Source organism: Urbifossiella limnaea (genome assembly GCF_007747215.1).
Taxonomy (GTDB): Bacteria; Planctomycetota; Planctomycetia; order Gemmatales; family Gemmataceae; genus Urbifossiella; species Urbifossiella limnaea.
Map to the genome: position 1 here is coordinate 607,378 of NZ_CP036273.1, position 16,772 is coordinate 624,149.

Genomic DNA, 16,772 nt, shown 5'->3' on the forward strand with positions numbered 1-16,772 from the left:
CCGCAAAAAGGCACAAAAGACACAAAAAGGACAGAATTCAAAACCGGGTTCTTGTCTGACTATCTTGTCTGTCCTTTTTGTGTCTTTTGTGCCTTTTTGCGGCCAATCCGTCTTCGCTTCTGTGGCTAGGTTACTTTGATCGCCAGCTTCTTCACCAGCGCTTCTGCCTCGGCCCGCAAGAACTTCAACGACGGGGCCACGAACAGCTGCGTCTGCATGTACGTCGGGTCGTAGTCGGTGTTCACGACCACGTCGGTCACGAACGGGCGGCGCGTCACGGCGCGGCTGAACAGGCTGTTCGGGATCTCGCCCGTGCTCGACAGGATGCCGGCGCCGAACACCTTCACGTCGCCGGCTTCCTCGACCAGCCCGAACTCGATGCTGAACCAGCTGAACCGCTTCAGCATCAGGACGTGCCCGCCGTCCGTCGCCGCGGCGGCCGCCTTCCCGAGCAGCGTGATGAGCTCGGCGTAGTCGCGGTCCATGAACGGCGGCACGTGCCCGAGGCAGTCGTGGATCATGTCCGGTTCGGGCGTGAACTCCGGGTGCGACGGGTGGCGGAGGAACTGCGTGACGGGGAAGCCGCGGGCGGCGATGTAGCGGTAGAAGGTGCGGTACGCCAGCGAGCCTTCCGCGGGGATGAGGTGGGTCTGGGTGGCGGCGCGGAGGCGGTCGCTGAGGTGGCGCATCTGCGGCACCTCGGCCGACGTGATGGCCAGCTCGTGCTTCGCCTTGCGGTACAGGGCGCAGGCGTGGGCGTCGTGCAGCGGGGCGAGCTGCGCCGACACGTCGGCCCACAGCCGGGCCTCCTCCGGCATGTACTCGAACACCGGCGGGCCGAGACCTTCGAGGCGGTGCTTGCGCGTCAGCGCGAAAATCCACCGCCGCCGGGACATGTACGCGGGGTCGTCGATGCCGGGGGTCTTGGGGTCGACTTCGAGCTCGTCCGGGTCCGGCGGCTCGACCATCTCCCGCGGGTCCACGGCGACGCCGTACTGGATCAGCGTGTCCTTCATGACGCCTCCAGACCTGGGGCGAGCGGCGAAGGCCGGGCCGCGCCCTATTCTACCACCGCCCCCGTTCCCGCCGGAAGGTGCCGCCGTGAAAGCCGCGTTCCTCGACCAGCCCGGCCCGCCCGAAGTCATCCGCACGGGAGAGCTTCCCACGCCCACCCCGGGCGCCGGCGAAGTCCTCGTCCGCGTCACCGCCGCGTCCGTCAACCCGATCGACACGTACATCCGCGCCGGCCTGGTCGCCATGACCTTGCCCAGGCCCTTCATCCCCGGCTGCGACCTGGCCGGCGTCGTGGAGGCGGTCGGGGCCGGGGTGAAGCGGTTCCACGTCGGCGACCGCGTGTGGGGCTCGAACCAGGGGCTGCTCGGCCGGCAGGGCACGTTCGCCGAGTACGCCGCCGTCGGCGAGCAGTGGCTCTACCCCACCCCGACGAACGTCGCCGACGAGCAGGCGGCCGCGGCGGCGCTCGTCGGCATCACCGCGCACCTCGGCCTGTTCGGCTGCGCCAAGCTGCACGCCGGCGACACCGTGTTCGTGAACGGCGGCACCGGCGGCGTCGGGTCGATGGTGATCCAGATGGCGAAGGCCGCCGGCGCGCGAGTCGTCACCACCGTCGGCTCGGCGGAAAAGGCGACGCTGGCGGCGGAACTGGGGGCGGACGCCGTCATCAACTACAAGACTGACGACGTGGCGGCGAAGGTGAAAGAGGCGGCCGGCGGTGCGGGTATCACGGTCTGGTACGAGACGCAGCCGCCGACCGACCTGGACCGCACCGTGGAGCTGATGGCGCCGCGCGGCCGGGTGGTCGTGATGGCCGGGCGGGCGGCGCGGCCGGTGTTCCCGAACGGGCCGTTCTACGTGAAGGGGCTGTCGCTGCACGGGTTCGCCATGTTCAACGCCACGCCGGACGAGCAGCGGGTGTGCGGGGCCGATCTTGCGCAGTGGCTGGGGCAGGGTAAGATCAAGGCGCTGATCGGCGCCCGCTTCCCGCTCGCGGACGCGGCCAAGGCCCACGCGCTGCAGGAGGAGAACACCGGCAAGAAGGCCGGCACCCTCACCGGCAAGATCGTGGTGCTGCCGAGTGTGTAAGGGGGCTTTTTTTGACGAGATGAACAGGATGAAACAGGATTAGAACCGGGCCTGAATTAATACAGAACTCTGATTCTTCCATCCTGTTTCATCCTGTTCATCCCGTCAAAAATGCCTTGATTCTTGTCCTTACCCCTGAGAATCACATGGTTCGGGTCGTCGGCGCGGCGGTCGCCCTCCTCGCGGTCGCGGCACAGCCCGGCGACCGGCCCGCCGGTACGGCCACGTCCGCCGCCGCCACGTTCTCGGCGCTCGCGCCCGGCACGGCCGGCTTCAAGGTGCTCCCCGAGGGCGCGGCGCTCCGGGCCGGCGACCTCCTCGTCGCGCTCCCCGGCGCGGTCGCGAGCTCGGCCAACGGCGCCGTCGCCCTCCGCTCCTTCGCCGACTACGACGGCCGCTCGCCGCTGCCGATCCTCGAAACGGCCTTCAGCCTGGCCGAGGCCAAGGACGCCGACCTCGACGTGACGCTCGACCGCGGCCGGCTCGACCTGACGAACACGAAGCCGGCCGGTCCGGCGACGGCCCGCGTCCGCTTCTGGGACCAGACGTGGACGGTGACGCTGGACGCCCCCGGCACCCGCGTCGCGTTCGAGCTGTCGGCCCGGTGGCCGGCCGGCAGCCGGTTCAAGGCCGCCGACCCCGCCGCCGCCCCGCAGGCCGGGCCGGTCGCGCACCTGCTGTGCCTCGTGCTCAAGGGCGACCCCACGGTGAAAGTCGGCGGCACGACGGTGGGGCTGGCCGCTCCGCCCGGCCCGGCGCTGATCGAGTGGGACAGCGTGGAGGGGGTTCGCGCCCGGCCGCAGCGGCTGGAGAAGCTGCCGGACTGGGCCGACCCGGACGCCGGCCTGTCGGCCGACGGGAAGAAGCTCGCCGCCGCGGTGGAGAAGTTCCGCGCCGCCCGCGCAACCGACGCCTCGGGGGCGTTCCGCACGTTCCTCGATTCGAAGGAGGCGGTGGAGCAGCGGGTGGCGCTGGTGACCGCCGGCGCCACCGACGAGCTCGACCTGTTGAGCCGGGAGCTGGCCGAGGCGAAGACGCAGGAGGAGTGGGACTTCGGCATTACGGTCGTTCGCCACTGGCTCGGCCGCGGCCCCGGGCAGGATCAGAAGTTCTACACGCGGCTGACGCGCGCCTACACGCCGGCGCAGGCGCGCATCGTGATGCAGCTGCTGATGGGCTTCTCGGCCGACGACCTGCAGCAGCCGGAGACGTACGAGGTGCTGATCGACTACCTGACGGACGACGTGCCGGCGGTGCGCCACCTGGCGGCGTGGCACCTGGTGCGGGCGGTGCCGGGCGGCCGGGCGATCGGGTTCAAGCCGGGCGGGACGAAGGCCGAGTGCGAGGCCGCGGCCCGCGAGTGGCGCCGCCGCGTGCCGCCGGGCCAACTGCCGACGCCGGAGGAGAAGAAGAAGTAGGCGGCAGAGCTACAGCGTTGGTGAACCACAGGTTCGGCCCTGGAGGCGGCTGGTGGTCGAAGTCGCCTGGGTTCCAGGTTGGTACGAGCTCGACCCGCCGTTGGAGGTCGGGTTGACCGGCACTTTCGCATTCTGGCGGGTGGTACCCGACCACCTTCGCGGACCCGAATCGTTGGTGCTATACAACACGCTCTGGCACCCGGAGGACGCGGTCATCGCCCGCGGCACTATTTCGGCCATCCGACACCCGGAACTGGGCGCGGTTCGCAAGGTGGACACGTGCGGCCTTGACTACACCATCGTCCTCGCCGACGGCATGGAACTCACCGTGAACGCCGAGGAGGCGCCGGGCGATCTATCCGAGTGGGTCGAAGATCGGTGGCGCGCGTCGTCGCGACGAGTGAGGGATTGGCGGTTCGTGGTCGAGTTCGAGTCGCTGTCCGAGCCGAAGCAGGCCGAGTTGCATTCGTAGGTCGGGTCGAGTCTTCGAGACCTGACGGCGGCGCTGGTACGCGCCGCCGTCAGGTCTCGAAGACTCGACCCGACCTACAAAGCGGTGGCCCTCGCATCGGCCGGCCGCGTGGGCTACAATAACCGTCACCTGATCGACCCCCCGTGCGGGAGGCTCCCATGTCGCGGTTCCCCTGGCTGGCGGCGGCGGCGCTCGGCGGCTTCCTCGGCACCCCGGGTGTCGCCCCGGCGCAGTTCATCGGCGGGTTCGGCGGGGCGGCCATGGTGCCGCGACCTCCGCTCGGCGGGGCGCTGTACCCCCGCATCCCGAACATCGGCTTCGGCGTGCAGTACCGCTACGGCCTCAACACGCCGTTCGGCTCGTACCAGTACGGCCGCACCGTCTTCGGGCCGGTCGGGTACTACTTCGCGGCGTCGAACGCCAACCGCAGCTCGTACCTCTACCCGCCGGCCGGCAGCGGGTACATGAGCGGCGGCGTCGCCAACCCGGCGCTGGCCGCCGCCCAGGCCGACCTCGCCCGCGCGCAGAACGCCGCCGCCGGCGCCGCCATGTCCGCCAAGGGGGCCGTCCACGAGCAGTGGGCCTACGAGAAGATCGGCGTCCCCGGCGTCAAGGGCGTGAAGCTCGGCGCCGACACGCCCGAGGCCGTGGCGAAGGCCGTGGCCACCACCGACGAGCGCGAGATCGCCACCGGCGAGCCGCTCAACCACATCCTCGTCGCCGCGTCGGCCGCCGAGAAAAAGGCCGGCAAGGTCGAGTCCGCGTTCCTCCCGCCGGACCTACTCGCCGACCTGGTCTTCACCGGCCCGAAGGCCGACGCGATGAACCTCCTCCGCAGGGGCGGCCGGCTCGACTTCCCCGTCGGGTTCGACGCCCCCGCCCTGGCCGACGCCCGCGCCGTGCTGGAGCGAGAATTCACGGCCGCGGCGTCGCCGGTGCTGCTGGGGAAGGCCGCCGACCCGTCGAAGGCGGCGAAGCTGGAGGCGGCCGTGGCCGAGGCGCGGAAGGTGCTGGCCCCGCAGATCCGCGAGATGAGCTTCGAGGACGCCGCGGCCGCCCGGCGGTTCCTGAACCAGATGGACAGCGCCGCCCGCACGTTCAAGGCGCCGGGCACGGCGGGCCTGATCGACCCGGCCTGGCGCGTCGAGGGGACGAATGCGGCCGGGCTGGTGAAGCACCTGAGCCGGCACAACCTGCTGTTCGGCCCGGCCGCGGCCGGCACCGAGGACCGCTACGTCGCCGCCCACCGCGGCCTGGCGACGTACCTGTTCGCGCTCACCGACGCTCAGAAGAAGTAAACGAGTATCGAACAACGCGTCGGCCCGCTCCGGGGGCCGTGGGACTTCCCACGGCCCCCGGAGCGGGCCGACGCATTTCCAGCCGCACCCTACTTCTTCGCCGGCGGCTCGGCGCCGGGCGGCAGCGCGGCCTTCACCAGCGCCCCGCTCTTGCCGTTGTAGATGCGCACCACGCCTTCCTCGCCGCCGGCCGCCACCACCTCGCCGTCGGGGCTGGCGCCCACGGCGTACACGTAGTCCGTCGCCCCGGGGAACTGGCGGACGTTGCCGCCGTTGTCAGCGTTCCACATCCGCACCGAGTTGTCGCCGCTCCCCGTGAGGAACTGCGGCGTCTTCCCGACGAACGCGAGCGCCGTCACCTGCTTCGTGTGGCCGGTCATGTCGCGGAGCTTCTCGCCCTTCTCGTAGTCCCACGCCTTCACGAAGTTGTCGGCGCCGCAGCTCACGATCTTCTTCCCGTCCGGCGTCCAGCCCACGCCCATGACGTGGTGCGTGTGCCCTTCGAAGCTCTTGACCAGCTTGCCGGCCGGGAGCTCGAACACCTTCACAAACTTGTCCGACGCGCCGGTGGCGAGCAGCTTACCGTCCGGGCTGAACGCCACGGCGTACACCGTGTCCGAGTGGGCGTTCTTCAGCTCCAGCTCCTGCTTGCCGGCGGCGCTGAACACTTTCACCTCGCCGTCCTCGGCCGCGGGGCCGCCGGCGGTCGCGAAGTGTTTGCCGTCGGCGCTGTAGGCGATGGCCGCGACGCGGTCGCCGAAGCCGGCCACGCGCTCCTTCACGGTCCCCTTCTCGGCGTCCCACAGGGTGAGCTCGCGGAAGCTGCCGGTGGCCAGCGTCTTGCCGTCGGGGCTGAACGCCATCGACTCCACCAGCGACACGTGCGCCGCCTTCGCCTCCTTGCCGTCGGCACTCTTCAGCTGCGGGTCGAGGAGCGTCTTGAGGAAGTCGCCCTTCTTGGCGTCGTACAGGTGGACCTGGTTGCCGCGGCTGGCGGCGACGACCTTGCCGTCCGGGCTCACGGCCACGGCGCGCACGGGCTTCACGAGCGCCGGCGGCAGGCTCACGGCGATGACGCGCTTCACCCGCGCCATCGTCGGCGCCTTGGCGCCCTGGTCGATCCACAGCTTCAGGAGCGTGACCTCCTGCGACGTGCAGGGCTCCTCGCTCTTGGGCGGCATGATCGGCTTCTTCTGCCGGCTGCAGAACAGGAACAGGTTGCTCTCGGCCGACTTCCCGGGCACCACGGCGACGCCGCGCTTGCCGCCCTTCATAACGCCGGCGTAGGTGGACATGTCGAACTTGCCTTCGAGGATGCTGCCGCTGTGGCACACGGTGCAGCGGTTCTCGAAGATCGGCTCGACGTGCTTGCTGTAGTCCACCGGCTCCGACAGCTTCAGGTCGGTGGTGGGGATCGTCGGCAGGTCTTTGCCGTCCTTCTTCTCCTGCGTCGTGGCGACGCCGGAGAGCCCGGCGACGAGTACGGCGGAGAGGGCGGCGAGAGCGAGGTATCGCATGGGGGTGGGTGTGGTTGAGGTGGGGATCGGAGGAATTAACCACAGAGTCACAGAGGGCACAGAGAGGAAACCGAAGACAGAGTGAAACCCGGATTTGGTTTCAAACCCGGCTTCGTTCTCGGATTTCTGTCTTCTCTCGGTGTCCTCTGTGACTCTGTGGTTAATCTTGGATTTTGTGTCTCTCTACTTCGCCACGTTGAAGTTCACCTTCGTCTCGGTCACGACGTCCTTCCCGGCGTAGCGCCCGGTCACGGTCACGATCGCGTTGTTCACCGCGCCGGCCTTCGCGCCGTCACCGATCCGCAGGATCAGCTTCGCCTCGTCGCCCTTGCCCGCCGGCACCGTCACTTCGTCGGCGGTGACGCCGGTCAGGCCCATCGGGGCGGTGAACTTCACCTTGAACTCGCCGGCGTAGTCGTACTGCCGCTCCAGCTTCAGCAGCAGCTCGGCCTTGCTGTTGAGCTTCGCCGTGTTGTTCGGCAGCTGGCCCGGCGTTACCTTCACCAGGCTCGTCGGCAGCACCGTGAACTCGACCGGGTCGGCGAACGACACCGCCGGCGTCGCCTTCCCCTTGTCCTTCGCCGCGTCCCGCGTGAACGGCACCGGCGACTCGCCGCGCAACGCCACCGCGTACTTGCCCGGGAAGGCGTTGGCCTTCACGTCGATCGTCACCACGCCCTCGGCCTTGTCCTTCGTCGGCTGCGTGCCGGCGGTGACGGCGAACGGCACCTGCTGCTGCCCCGGGCCGACCGGGTCGGCGGCCACGGTCACGTTCGCCTTCTCGGGGTGGACCCACGTCACCTTCACCGGCAGCGTCAGCTTCTCGCCCTGCTTGAGGAAGATGGGGCCGCTCACCTTTTCGTCCTTGCCGCCGGTCTTGATGGTGGCCCCGGCGGGGTCGGCGGCGAGTTTGAAGAACGCCTTCTCGGGCCGCACCGCGATCACCAGCGACTGCGCCAGCCGGCCCAGGATCGGTGTGTTGTTCCCCTGCGGGTTGGGGATGCCCCACGTCACCGTCGCCGGCCGGGCCTCGCGGACCACCTGCTTGCCGTCCACCGTGGCCGTGGCCTTCACCTTGATCTCGGCGAGGCTCGGGGCGGCGTTCGCGGCGACGTTCAGCACCATCACGCCCCAGCGGGCGCCGCCGCCGATCGTGGTCCCCTTCGTCGTCACGCCCGCCGGCAGCCCCTCGGCGGTGACGGCCACCTCGCCCGTGAAGCCGTCCATGCGGTGGACGTAGACCTCGATCGCTTCGGAGCCGTCCTGCCGGCCGGCGCTGCCGGTCTGGTAGCTCTTGGTGTAGGTGCGGGCCACGACGCGGAAGTCCGGCCGCGGCGGGCCGACGCGCAGCCGGTACGCCGTGCTCGGGCCGGTGATCGCGTTGCTCTCGCGGCAGCCGACGGCGACCAAATACTTGCCGTCCGTCGGCGGCACGAAGCGGTACGGCGGCGGGTCGCTGGTGCGGGTGTAGAACTCGGTCGGGTGGAGCAGGTCGGCGTCGTCGTCCTGCTCCGGCCCCATCATGTCGTTCTTGGCCTGCGGGTTGTGGACGCTGAAGTAGAAGTCGGTGGGGCTGCCGTTCCGCTCGGCCGTCAGCTCCAGCTGCACCGGCACGCCCTTCTTCGCGTCGAAGCTGTACCAGTGCCGCTCGCCGCGCTTCTCGACCATGCCGGCCACCTCGCACGGCGTCGGCAGCGCCTCGGCGGCCTCGGCCTTCGTGGCGGCGGCGTTCTTGCGCGGCACCAGCTTCTCGCGGGTGAAGTAGACCGGCACCGCGTTCGAGCTGCCACCCGGCCCCTTGAGCCGGTACTCGAAGCCGTCCTGCAGCGCCGCGAGCGGCGGCGTCGATTCGCGGACGGCGAGCCGCAGCGCCGCGGCGGCGTCGGCCGGCGGCGTAATCGTGACGGCGAGCTTCTCCAGCGGCCGGCCGTCGAGGACGAACCCGCTCGGCTGCCCGCCGGGGAGGTTGCGGCCGTAGACGGTGACCTGCGCCGGCTTGCCGAACTCGACCGCCGCGGGGAACACGTAATCGACCCACGGCGCCGAGCTGATGGTGAGGCGGTACGTGTGGTCGGGGCTGCCGCCGATGTAGGTGTACTCGAACAGCCGGACGAGGTAGTCGCCGTCGGCCGGGAGCACCAGGTCGGTGAGGGCGTTGTTGTCGCGGTAGTTGCGGTTCTGGGCGAGCTTGCGGCCGGCGGCGTCGATCACCTCGAACATCGGGTTGGCCTTGCCGTCGATGCTCGACGCCTGGACGGCGATGACGACCTTCTGCCCGGCCTTGCCGGCGAAGACCGTGTAGTCCACGTCGGCGTTGCCGCCGATGGTGCCGACGACGGTGGTGCCGATCTCGACCTTCTGGGCCTCGGGCACGTCGTTGTTCGGCTCCTTCTCGGCGACCTCGGGCAGCTCGCCGACGACGAACGCCCGCGGGTTGCTGACGCCGTACTTGCCGACGGCCCGCACGTCGTAGGTGCCGGGCGGCACGTCGGCGGCGACGCTCACCTTGAACTTGTGCGGCCCGCCGGCGGGGCCGGCGCCCTTCTTCCCCTTCTTCGGGGTGGTGTCCTTCTTCTCGTCCTTCTTCTTGGGGTCCACCGGCTCCGGCGGCTCGACGTACTCGGCCTTGATGCCGGGGTGCGAGAAGTACAGGCCGGTCGGGTCGTCCAGGTCGGCGCCGGTGACGGTGACTTCGACGCTGGTGCCGAGCTTCGCCCCGGTGGGGAAGGCGGTGTTGACGCGCGGGCTGGGGAGGCCGGGCGGCGGCTGGCCGGCGACGGTGCCGAACAGGACCACGGTCGCGGCGGCGACGACGGTGCCGGACACGAGGCGGCGCATGGGAGGGCGTCCTGGGGAGCGGGCGGGAGCGACGCGGGCGGGGCCGCGGGGTCGGCGGGTAAGGTGATGCTAACCCGGCGCGGCGGGGGGGTCAAGGGTGCGCCTCCCGCCGCTTGCGGCGTAGCGGCGTCCACGCCGCTACGCCGCAAGCGGCGATACCCCGAGCCATCGGCCCCGCCGATGCGCCCCCCGCCCGCCGCCTCGCGGCGGCCGGCCCGCCGTTCCTACAATGCCCCCGTCCGCCCCTCTACCGGAGACCCCACCCGTGGCCCACACCCTCCCGAGCCTCCCCTACGCCTTCGACGCGCTCGAGCCGCACATCGACGCGAAGACGATGGAGATCCACTCCCAGAAGCACCACAAGGCCTACGTCGACAACCTCAACAAGGCGCTGGAATCGGCCCCCGACCTGGCCAACCTCCCCATCGAGGAGCTGCTCCGCAAGGTGAAGACGAGCGCCCCGGACGCGGTGAAGCAGGCCATCATCAACAACGGCGGCGGGCACCACAACCACGCCCTGTTCTGGGAGGTCATGGGGCCGAACGGCGGCGGCGAGCCGACGGGCGCGGTCGCCGAGGCGATCGCCGCCGGGTTCGGCAGCTTCACCGACCTGAAGGCGAAGGTGAAGGACAACGGCCTGACGCAGTTCGGCAGCGGCTGGACGTGGATCGTGTGGAACCCCACCGCCACGAAGCTGGAGGCGATCAAGCGGCCGAACCAGGACAGCCCGCTGATGGAGGGGCTGGTGCCGGTGCTCGGCATCGACGTGTGGGAGCACGCCTACTACCTGAAGTACCAGAACCTCCGCGCCAGCTACCTGGACGCGTGGTGGAGCGTGGTGAACTGGAAGGCCGTGGAGGCGAAGCTCGCCGCCGCGAAGGCGGGTCGCTGAGACCGTGGGACGGGGGGACACAGGGACACAGGGACCGGTGGCGTGAACCACCTGTTTTCTCCCTGTGTCCGTCAGTCCCTGTGTCCCTGTGTCCTCGGAGAATCCCATGCTCGCCCTGTTCGGCGTCGACGTGAACCCCGACGACGTGGTCAACGAGACCACCAAGCGCGTCATCGTCACCGTCATCGTCGCGGCGATCACCTCGACGGCCACGTTCTTCGCCGGCCGGTGGTACGGCCGGTACGTCGCCGGCCGGCAGTGGCACAGCAAGGAGTTCCTCGACCGCATCATCATCAGCCTCAACATTTTCTCCGACGGCTACCTGAAGATCCGCACCGTCATGGAGCGCTCCATCGAGGAGGTGTTCCTCAACCGCCTCGCCGTCGAGAAGGTGAACGCCGCGGCCCGCGCCACGACGGTCGAGAACCCCATCATGCCGATCGCCAAGGCCGACCGCTGGTTCATCCTGAACTTCGTCCTGAACGCCGTCGCCGAGCACTTCGTGGACGGCCAGATTCGGCTGGACGCGGGCCAGCCGGTGACGAAGGTGCGGTACGCGCTGTTCCTGACGTGCGAGCTGGTCGGCGAGGAGCGGATCCGCAAGGTGCGGGCGATGCTGGTGCGGGCCGACGTGCTGGAGGCGTTCCCGTACCCGGACTCGCTGCCGAAGCTGGAGAACGTCTGGCACGACAACCGCGTCCTGACGCTCCGCAAGGCCGCGGCGCTGTACAAGACGGAGCCCGACCACTTCCTCACGCTTGAAGTTTGTGTGTAGGCGAACCGGCGGCGTCTGCCGCCGGGTGGCGCCGCGTATCACATCCACGTCCCCACCCGGCGGCTGACGCCGCCGGTTCGCCAGGAGCTAACCATGAAGCGGTCCGCGTTGCTCGTCGGCGCCGTCGTCGTTCTCGTCGGACTCGCCGCCGGGCTCGCCTCCGCGTGGTGGGCCGGCGGCCACGAAACGATCGCCGAGGCCGCCGCCGCCCGGCTGCCCGACGAGGTGCCGGCGTTCTTCCGCCGCGGCGGCCGCCACCTCGCCCACTTCGCCGTCGACCCCGACCGCTGGAAGAACAAGAACGCCCAGCTCCTCCGCCGCGCCGAGGAGGGCAACCACTTCCTCGACCTGGAAGACCTCGACGGCCGCCAGCCGCCCGCGACCAACCGCTTCGACTACATGAAGCTCGTGTACACCGAGCTGAAGAAGGACCCGAACAAGGTCGGCCTGCTGCCGTACTCGATCGTCGAGAACTACGAGCGGCTGATGGTCGCCTTCTACGACCACCGCAAGGCGCCGGCGAGCGAGGCGGTGCCGATGGCGGCGCTGGTCGCGGGCGGGAACCTGGCGCACTACACCGGCGACGCCGCCATGCCGCTCCACACCACCCGCGACTACGACGGCCGCGTTCAGCCGGACGGCACGGTGAAGCAGAAGGGGATTCACGCGAAGCTGGACGGCTTCCCGGAGAAGAACAAGATCACGCCCGAGGAGGTGTGCCGCGGCCTGGAGGCGCGGCCGATCGACGACGTGTGGGCGCACGTGAACCGGTTCATCGCCGAGTCGCACACGCACGTGGGGCGGTGCTACGAGTTCGACGCCGCGGGCGCCTTCGACACGCCGACGAACGAGAGCCGGGCGTTCGTGCTGGCGCGCTGCCGGGCCGGGGCGCAGCTGACGCTCGACCTGTGGTACACGGCGTGGGTGAAGAGCGCCAACCTGCCGGGACACTGGTGACCGGTCACGGCTCCGGCACGATCGACACGAACCGCGTCTGCACGGCGAGCGTGCCGTTCGACAGTTCGGTCTCGCTCCACCGCCACACCCGGACGCGCTGCCCGGGGGCGAACCGCCCGGCCCCGCCGTCGGGGCCGCGGACCGGCGTCTCCCGCCGCACCGTCAGCGACACCCGCCGGCCCCCGTCCGCCGCCACGCCGACGTGCCACGAGCCGCGGCCGAAGTAGCCGGGTTGGGACGGCGGGTCCACCTTCACCACCCGGCCGGTCAGGTCCGGCTCGCCGAACGGCTCGTCGTACCGGTGCTCCCACCACAGCACGCCGAGGCCGGCGAGCGCCGCCGCGCCCGTCACCCACGCCGCGGCAAGGAACCCCCTCCGGGCCATGTGAACGCCCCCGGTGTCGGGGGAACCCTAGAACGAGAACCCCACAAACGCCGGAAGCCCGGGGGCGGCCGCCCCCGGGCTTCGGTGCGTTCGGCTCCCGCCTTAGAAGCGGAGCGTGAACCCGGTGTTCAGGCCCATCAGCCAGAAGTCGTCCTGGTTGAAGAACGTCTGCCGGACCAGCGGGCGGTTCGTGCCGAAGTTCGGGCTGAACGGCACCGTCGCGCTGTTCACCGTCGTCGTGAACTCGTTCGCCGGGCGGGCCACCTTGTCGATGTAGATGAGGTTGTAGCCCACGTGGAACGACAGGCTCTGGGTCACCGCCAGGCCGAGGTTCAGGTTCATCTCCGGGATCACCGCGAACTCGTCGTTGTTGTACCGGCCGATGTTCGAGGCGTTGGCGTACAGCCCGCCGAACGTCCGCCCGCTGACCAGCGGGATCGGCGCCGACACCGCGCCCGGCTGGATGTCGGTGTACCCGGTGATCTCCAGTTCCTGCCGCATGTGCCCGATGGCGATCTTGCCGCTGGCCCCGAACGTGAACATGCCGTGACGGAACTCGGCCCGCAGGCCGGTGTTCAACCCGTGGAACTGGTTCCGCGTGCGGATCGTGTCGGTGATCGACACCGTGTGGCCGCTCGGCACCGTCAGCCCGCCGACGTTCACCACCCCCGGCACGACCGTGACGCCCGTCACCGTCACCTGGCCGAACGGCCCCACGGTGGTGTTCGGGATGATCGTCCCGCCCGGCGTCAGGCGCGTCACGCTGCTGGCGCGGAACACCTCGTCCAGCTCCAGGTAGCGGTAGCCGGCGAGGACCTCGATCGTGCAGTTCTTGCTGCACCCGGGCTCGGACCGGTACAGGTTCACCACCGCGTCGGCCTCGACGCCCCACACCTGCGTGCTGTTCAGGAACGACGCCCGCCCCTGCCCGACGGTCGGGCTAGCCACCACCAGCGTGGTGACGACGTTCGGGGCGGCCGAGTCGCGGAACGGCCGGGCCAGCAGCGGGATGCCCGACGGCGACGTGACCTCGGTGATCCGCTGCACGCCGTTCTCGGTGACGAACCCGCTCCCCTCGAACCCGAACCGGCGGTCGGCGTCGCCGTAGAACCCGGCGGTGACGCGGCCGCCGTTGAGCGGGTTGACGTCGACGTCGCCGCCGCCGGCCAGCACCAGCGTGCTACCCGCGCTCGGCAGGCCGAGTTGGGAGGGGGCGCTGGTGGTGAGCAGCGGGGCCGAGTAGCTCTGGCTCTTCGAGTACATCAGGAGGTACTCGTAGGTCATCCAGAAGTGCGGGGCGCCGCCCGCGCCGCCCGCGCCGCCCATGCCGGGGCCGCCGGCCGGCTCCCACAGCGGGGCGCCGTACGGGCCCGGCGGCGGGTACATCGGGCCGGGCGGCGGGCCGAACCCGGCCATCGGGCCGAAGCCCTGCGGGTCGCCGGACGGGCCGGGCGCGATCGGCGGCATGATCGCCGGCGGCAGCGAGTGAAACCCCGAGGCCGGGGCGCCGGGGCCGCCCGGCGGCAGCCCGACGCCGGGCGGGACCGGCCCGAAGCCCTGCGCCGGCACGAGCCCGGCCGCCGAGCCGAGGGCCGCCGGCGCCGGCGGGTCGGCGGTGGGGGACTGGCCCCACGCCCCGCCGGCCCCGACGGCCACCCCCGCGATCGCTCCCCACATCCGCTTACGCATGGCACGCTCCTGCTCGGCCTGCCGTGGCGGGACCAGGCGGCCGGTGGCCGGTCCATCCCCCAGTACGGTGGCGTGGGGGCGGGCCGACCCGCCGCGCGGGCGTCCCCCGACGGCCCACCCCTCACACCACCTGGCGTCCTGCTAGCCGCTACGATCGGCACGCCCGACGCGCCGGCTTGAGGGGGAATTCCGACCGAGCCGGTTGCGCCGCCGGCGCGGCCCCCGGCCAGCTTGCCCAGCTTGCCGCGGCGCGACCTTCGGGCGAGGTTCATTGTTTCTCTCCGACCCCCCCCGGGGGGTCACGAGAAGCAATGAGTCGACGACACGAAAGAGTGTCGGAGTGACGCGCGGGCGAAAGTTGCGACGGGTCAACGGATTGTGTAGTCGCTGCGGAATTGCCTGCGACTCGATCGGGCTCCGGGCTTGCGCCCGGAGGGCGTCGGCGTGTCGCCCCGGGTGCAACCTGGGGCGACACGCCGACGCCCTCCGGGCTCCGATTCAATGCTCCCCGGCTCTCACGGGGCTCGGCTCGCCCCGTGGCGTCACTTGTCCGCCTTCTTCCGCTTGAGCGTGAACATCACCAGTTCGGGCGTCCCCTTCTCGGACGCGAACTTCGTCGGCCGCTCCTTCCCGCCCTCGTCGCCCAGGCACAGCTTCAGCGTGTCGCCCTTCGCCTCGTAGATGCCGGGCTGCACCTTCCCCTTGCCGCGGCCCTCGGTGATGTGCAGGTCCACCGTCGCCGGCTTGGCCTTGGCGTCGAACTTGAACGTCCCCGACTCGGCCTCCGGCCCGGCCTTGAAGGCGTAGGTGTCGGCCTTGAACGTCATCGTCGGGTTGAGGTCCTTGAGGAACGGGGTCACGTCCTCCCCGCCGATCTGCAGCTCGACGACCTCCCACGCCCCCTCGAACGGGCTGGCCGCCTTGGGGTCGGCCTTCTGGGCGGGGGCGGCGGTCGGGCCGAGGCCGACGGCCATCACCGCCAGGCCGAACAGGTACGCACCGGTCACGCGCATCGAACGTCCTCGTCGGGGGTGAGCGAAACGGGAGGGGCGGGCGTTTTATACGGCGCCGGTTCGCCCTCACCCCCGCCGCGCCGGCCGCTTGCCGAACGTCGCCGTCACGTCGGCCACCTTGCCGCTCTCGTCCAGCGCCACGTGGAACCGCCGGTCGCCCTCCAGCCGGTGGAGCGAGACGTGGTACGCCCGGCCCACGCTCGCCAGGTACGGCCGCTTCTCCGGCGACACCGGCGGCCGCAGCATCCCCCACGAGCCGTCGCCCAGGTACAGCACGCCGTTCTTGTCGGGGCGGCCGTCCTTCAAGGGGTGGGTCCGCTTGAACGTGTGGTCGTGGTGCTCCAGCACCACGTCCACGTTGTGCCGCTCGAACAGCGGGCACCAGTACCGCCGGTTGCCGTCGCCGGTGCCGGACAGGCCCATCACGCCGGTCCCGGTCGGCGCCCGGTACGACGGGTACGCCGGGACGTGGTTCGCCACGATCAGGTGCGGCCGGTCCTGCCGCGCGGCCAGCGCCCCGCCGAGCCAGTCGGCCTGCGCCCCGCCGACCGGCGACACGTGGCCGGTGTCCAGCAGCACCAGGCTGAGGTAGTCGCCGAAGTCGAGCGCGGCGTAGCTCGTCTCGGGGTACAGGCCGTCGAACAGCGGGAAGTAGTACGTCGCGGCGGCGCGGCTCCTGGCGTACCCGCCCTTCACCTCGTGGTTCCCGAGGCACGTCACCAGCGGGATGAGGCGGCCCTGCGGGTCCACCATGTGCTGGCCGTAGTTCTTCAGGAAGCCCAGCGCCGTGCGGGCCGACGTGCCGTTGTCGTACCCCAGGTCGCCGGCGATCAGCGCGAAGTGCGGCTCCTGCTTCGCCGCCAGGATGTTGTTGGCGACGGCGTGCGCGTTCACCCCGCAGTCGCCGCCGGACACGAACGTGAACGTGTCGGTGGCCTTCGCCGGCATCGTGCGGAAGCGGTAGGTGCGCGGGTGGCCGTCCACCCGGAACAGGTACTCGGTGCCGGGGACGAGGCCGGTGAGCTCGGCCCGGTAGACGACCCACGGGCTGTCGCCGAACGGCCGGGTGGCGGTCGGCGTGGCGCCGTCCCACGAGAACGCCGTGAGCCGGCCGTGGCGGACGGTCGGGGCGACGCCGGGGTAGCCGACCCACTGCACGACGACGGTGCGCGTCGGGTCCTGGGCGTAGGTGAGGAACAGGCTGTCGATCCCCGGCATGGGGACTTCGCGCGGCGGCGGGGCGACGGGGAGGCGTTCGGCGGCGGCGGTTGCGGCGGGGGCGGCGGCGAGGGCCGCCAGCGAGGCGCCGAGAAAGCCCCGGCGGTCGAGCGGGTGCATGGGGAGGGGTCCGAAGGCGGGGGGAGCGAGTCCAACTGATATTCAACACCGGCGGCTGTCACGAGTCTCGCGGCAAC

14 protein-coding genes are annotated in these 16,772 nt (G+C 70.8%); 7 read left to right on the forward strand and 7 right to left on the reverse strand.

The features are described from left to right. Positions 1-125: 125 nt before the first annotated feature. Positions 126-1,016 (reverse strand): hypothetical protein, encoded by an 891-nt coding sequence (locus ETAA1_RS02610; protein ID WP_202920611.1) that lies wholly within the window; start codon positions 1,014-1,016, stop codon positions 126-128. An 85-nt stretch (positions 1,017-1,101) separates the two neighbouring features. Between ETAA1_RS02610 and ETAA1_RS02615 the strand changes: the two genes are divergently transcribed. The 4 genes from ETAA1_RS02615 to ETAA1_RS02630 all read left to right on the forward strand — a co-directional run bounded on the left by ETAA1_RS02615 (position 1,102) and on the right by ETAA1_RS02630 (position 5,291). Continuing rightward, on the forward strand, positions 1,102-2,103 hold the full coding sequence (locus ETAA1_RS02615; RefSeq protein WP_145234054.1) for an NADPH:quinone reductase: 1,002 nt from the start codon (positions 1,102-1,104) through the stop codon (positions 2,101-2,103). A gap of 146 nt (positions 2,104-2,249) precedes the next feature. Further along, on the forward strand, positions 2,250-3,521 hold the full coding sequence (locus ETAA1_RS02620) for a hypothetical protein (protein ID WP_145234055.1): 1,272 nt from the start codon (positions 2,250-2,252) through the stop codon (positions 3,519-3,521). A 175-nt stretch (positions 3,522-3,696) separates the two neighbouring features. Next, on the forward strand, positions 3,697-3,993 hold the full coding sequence (locus ETAA1_RS02625; RefSeq protein WP_202920612.1) for a hypothetical protein: 297 nt from the start codon (positions 3,697-3,699) through the stop codon (positions 3,991-3,993). Positions 3,994-4,151: 158 nt separating this feature from the next. Further along, positions 4,152-5,291 carry a hypothetical protein gene (locus tag ETAA1_RS02630; RefSeq protein WP_145234059.1) on the forward strand — a complete coding sequence of 380 codons (1,140 nt, stop codon included), beginning with the start codon at positions 4,152-4,154 and terminating at the stop codon, positions 5,289-5,291. A gap of 89 nt (positions 5,292-5,380) precedes the next feature. On the opposite strand, the gene ETAA1_RS02635 is transcribed toward ETAA1_RS02630, so the two are convergent. Continuing rightward, a complete protein-coding gene (locus tag ETAA1_RS02635) occupies positions 5,381-6,808 on the reverse strand; it encodes a WD40 domain-containing protein (protein WP_145234061.1) in 1,428 nt (475 codons plus the stop codon). Positions 6,809-6,991: 183 nt separating this feature from the next. Further along, entirely contained in the window at positions 6,992-9,646 is a 2,655-nt protein-coding gene (locus ETAA1_RS02640; protein ID WP_145234063.1) for a hypothetical protein, read from the reverse strand. Between the two features lie 265 nt (positions 9,647-9,911). Here ETAA1_RS02640 and ETAA1_RS02645 point away from each other — a divergent pair, with 265 nt between their 5' ends. From ETAA1_RS02645 to ETAA1_RS02655, 3 genes are all read left to right on the forward strand, one after another. After that, complete coding sequence (locus ETAA1_RS02645) at positions 9,912-10,538, forward strand: superoxide dismutase (RefSeq protein ID WP_238389357.1); 627 nt, start codon at positions 9,912-9,914, stop codon at positions 10,536-10,538. 106 nt (positions 10,539-10,644) lie between these two features. Continuing rightward, positions 10,645-11,313 carry a hypothetical protein gene (locus ETAA1_RS02650; protein ID WP_145234066.1) on the forward strand — a complete coding sequence of 223 codons (669 nt, stop codon included), beginning with the start codon at positions 10,645-10,647 and terminating at the stop codon, positions 11,311-11,313. Positions 11,314-11,406: 93 nt separating this feature from the next. Beyond that, entirely contained in the window at positions 11,407-12,270 is an 864-nt protein-coding gene (locus ETAA1_RS02655) for a phospholipase C/P1 nuclease family protein (protein WP_145234068.1), read from the forward strand. Between the two features lie 4 nt (positions 12,271-12,274). Here ETAA1_RS02655 and ETAA1_RS02660 read toward each other — a convergent pair whose 3' ends face one another. The 4 genes from ETAA1_RS02660 to ETAA1_RS02675 form a co-directional block, all read right to left on the reverse strand. Next, on the reverse strand, positions 12,275-12,655 hold the full coding sequence (locus ETAA1_RS02660) for a hypothetical protein (RefSeq protein ID WP_145234070.1): 381 nt from the start codon (positions 12,653-12,655) through the stop codon (positions 12,275-12,277). A gap of 102 nt (positions 12,656-12,757) precedes the next feature. Beyond that, positions 12,758-14,344, reverse strand: a complete 1,587-nt coding sequence (locus tag ETAA1_RS02665) for a BBP7 family outer membrane beta-barrel protein (protein WP_145234072.1) — start codon at positions 14,342-14,344, stop codon at positions 12,758-12,760. 542 nt (positions 14,345-14,886) lie between these two features. Continuing rightward, the gene (locus ETAA1_RS02670; protein ID WP_145234074.1) at positions 14,887-15,357 is read right to left on the reverse strand and encodes a TIGR03067 domain-containing protein; all 471 of its coding nucleotides are present in this window, start codon (positions 15,355-15,357) and stop codon (positions 14,887-14,889) included. Between the two features lie 66 nt (positions 15,358-15,423). Continuing rightward, on the reverse strand, positions 15,424-16,695 hold the full coding sequence (locus ETAA1_RS02675; protein ID WP_145234076.1) for a purple acid phosphatase family protein: 1,272 nt from the start codon (positions 16,693-16,695) through the stop codon (positions 15,424-15,426). Positions 16,696-16,772 lie beyond the last annotated feature (77 nt).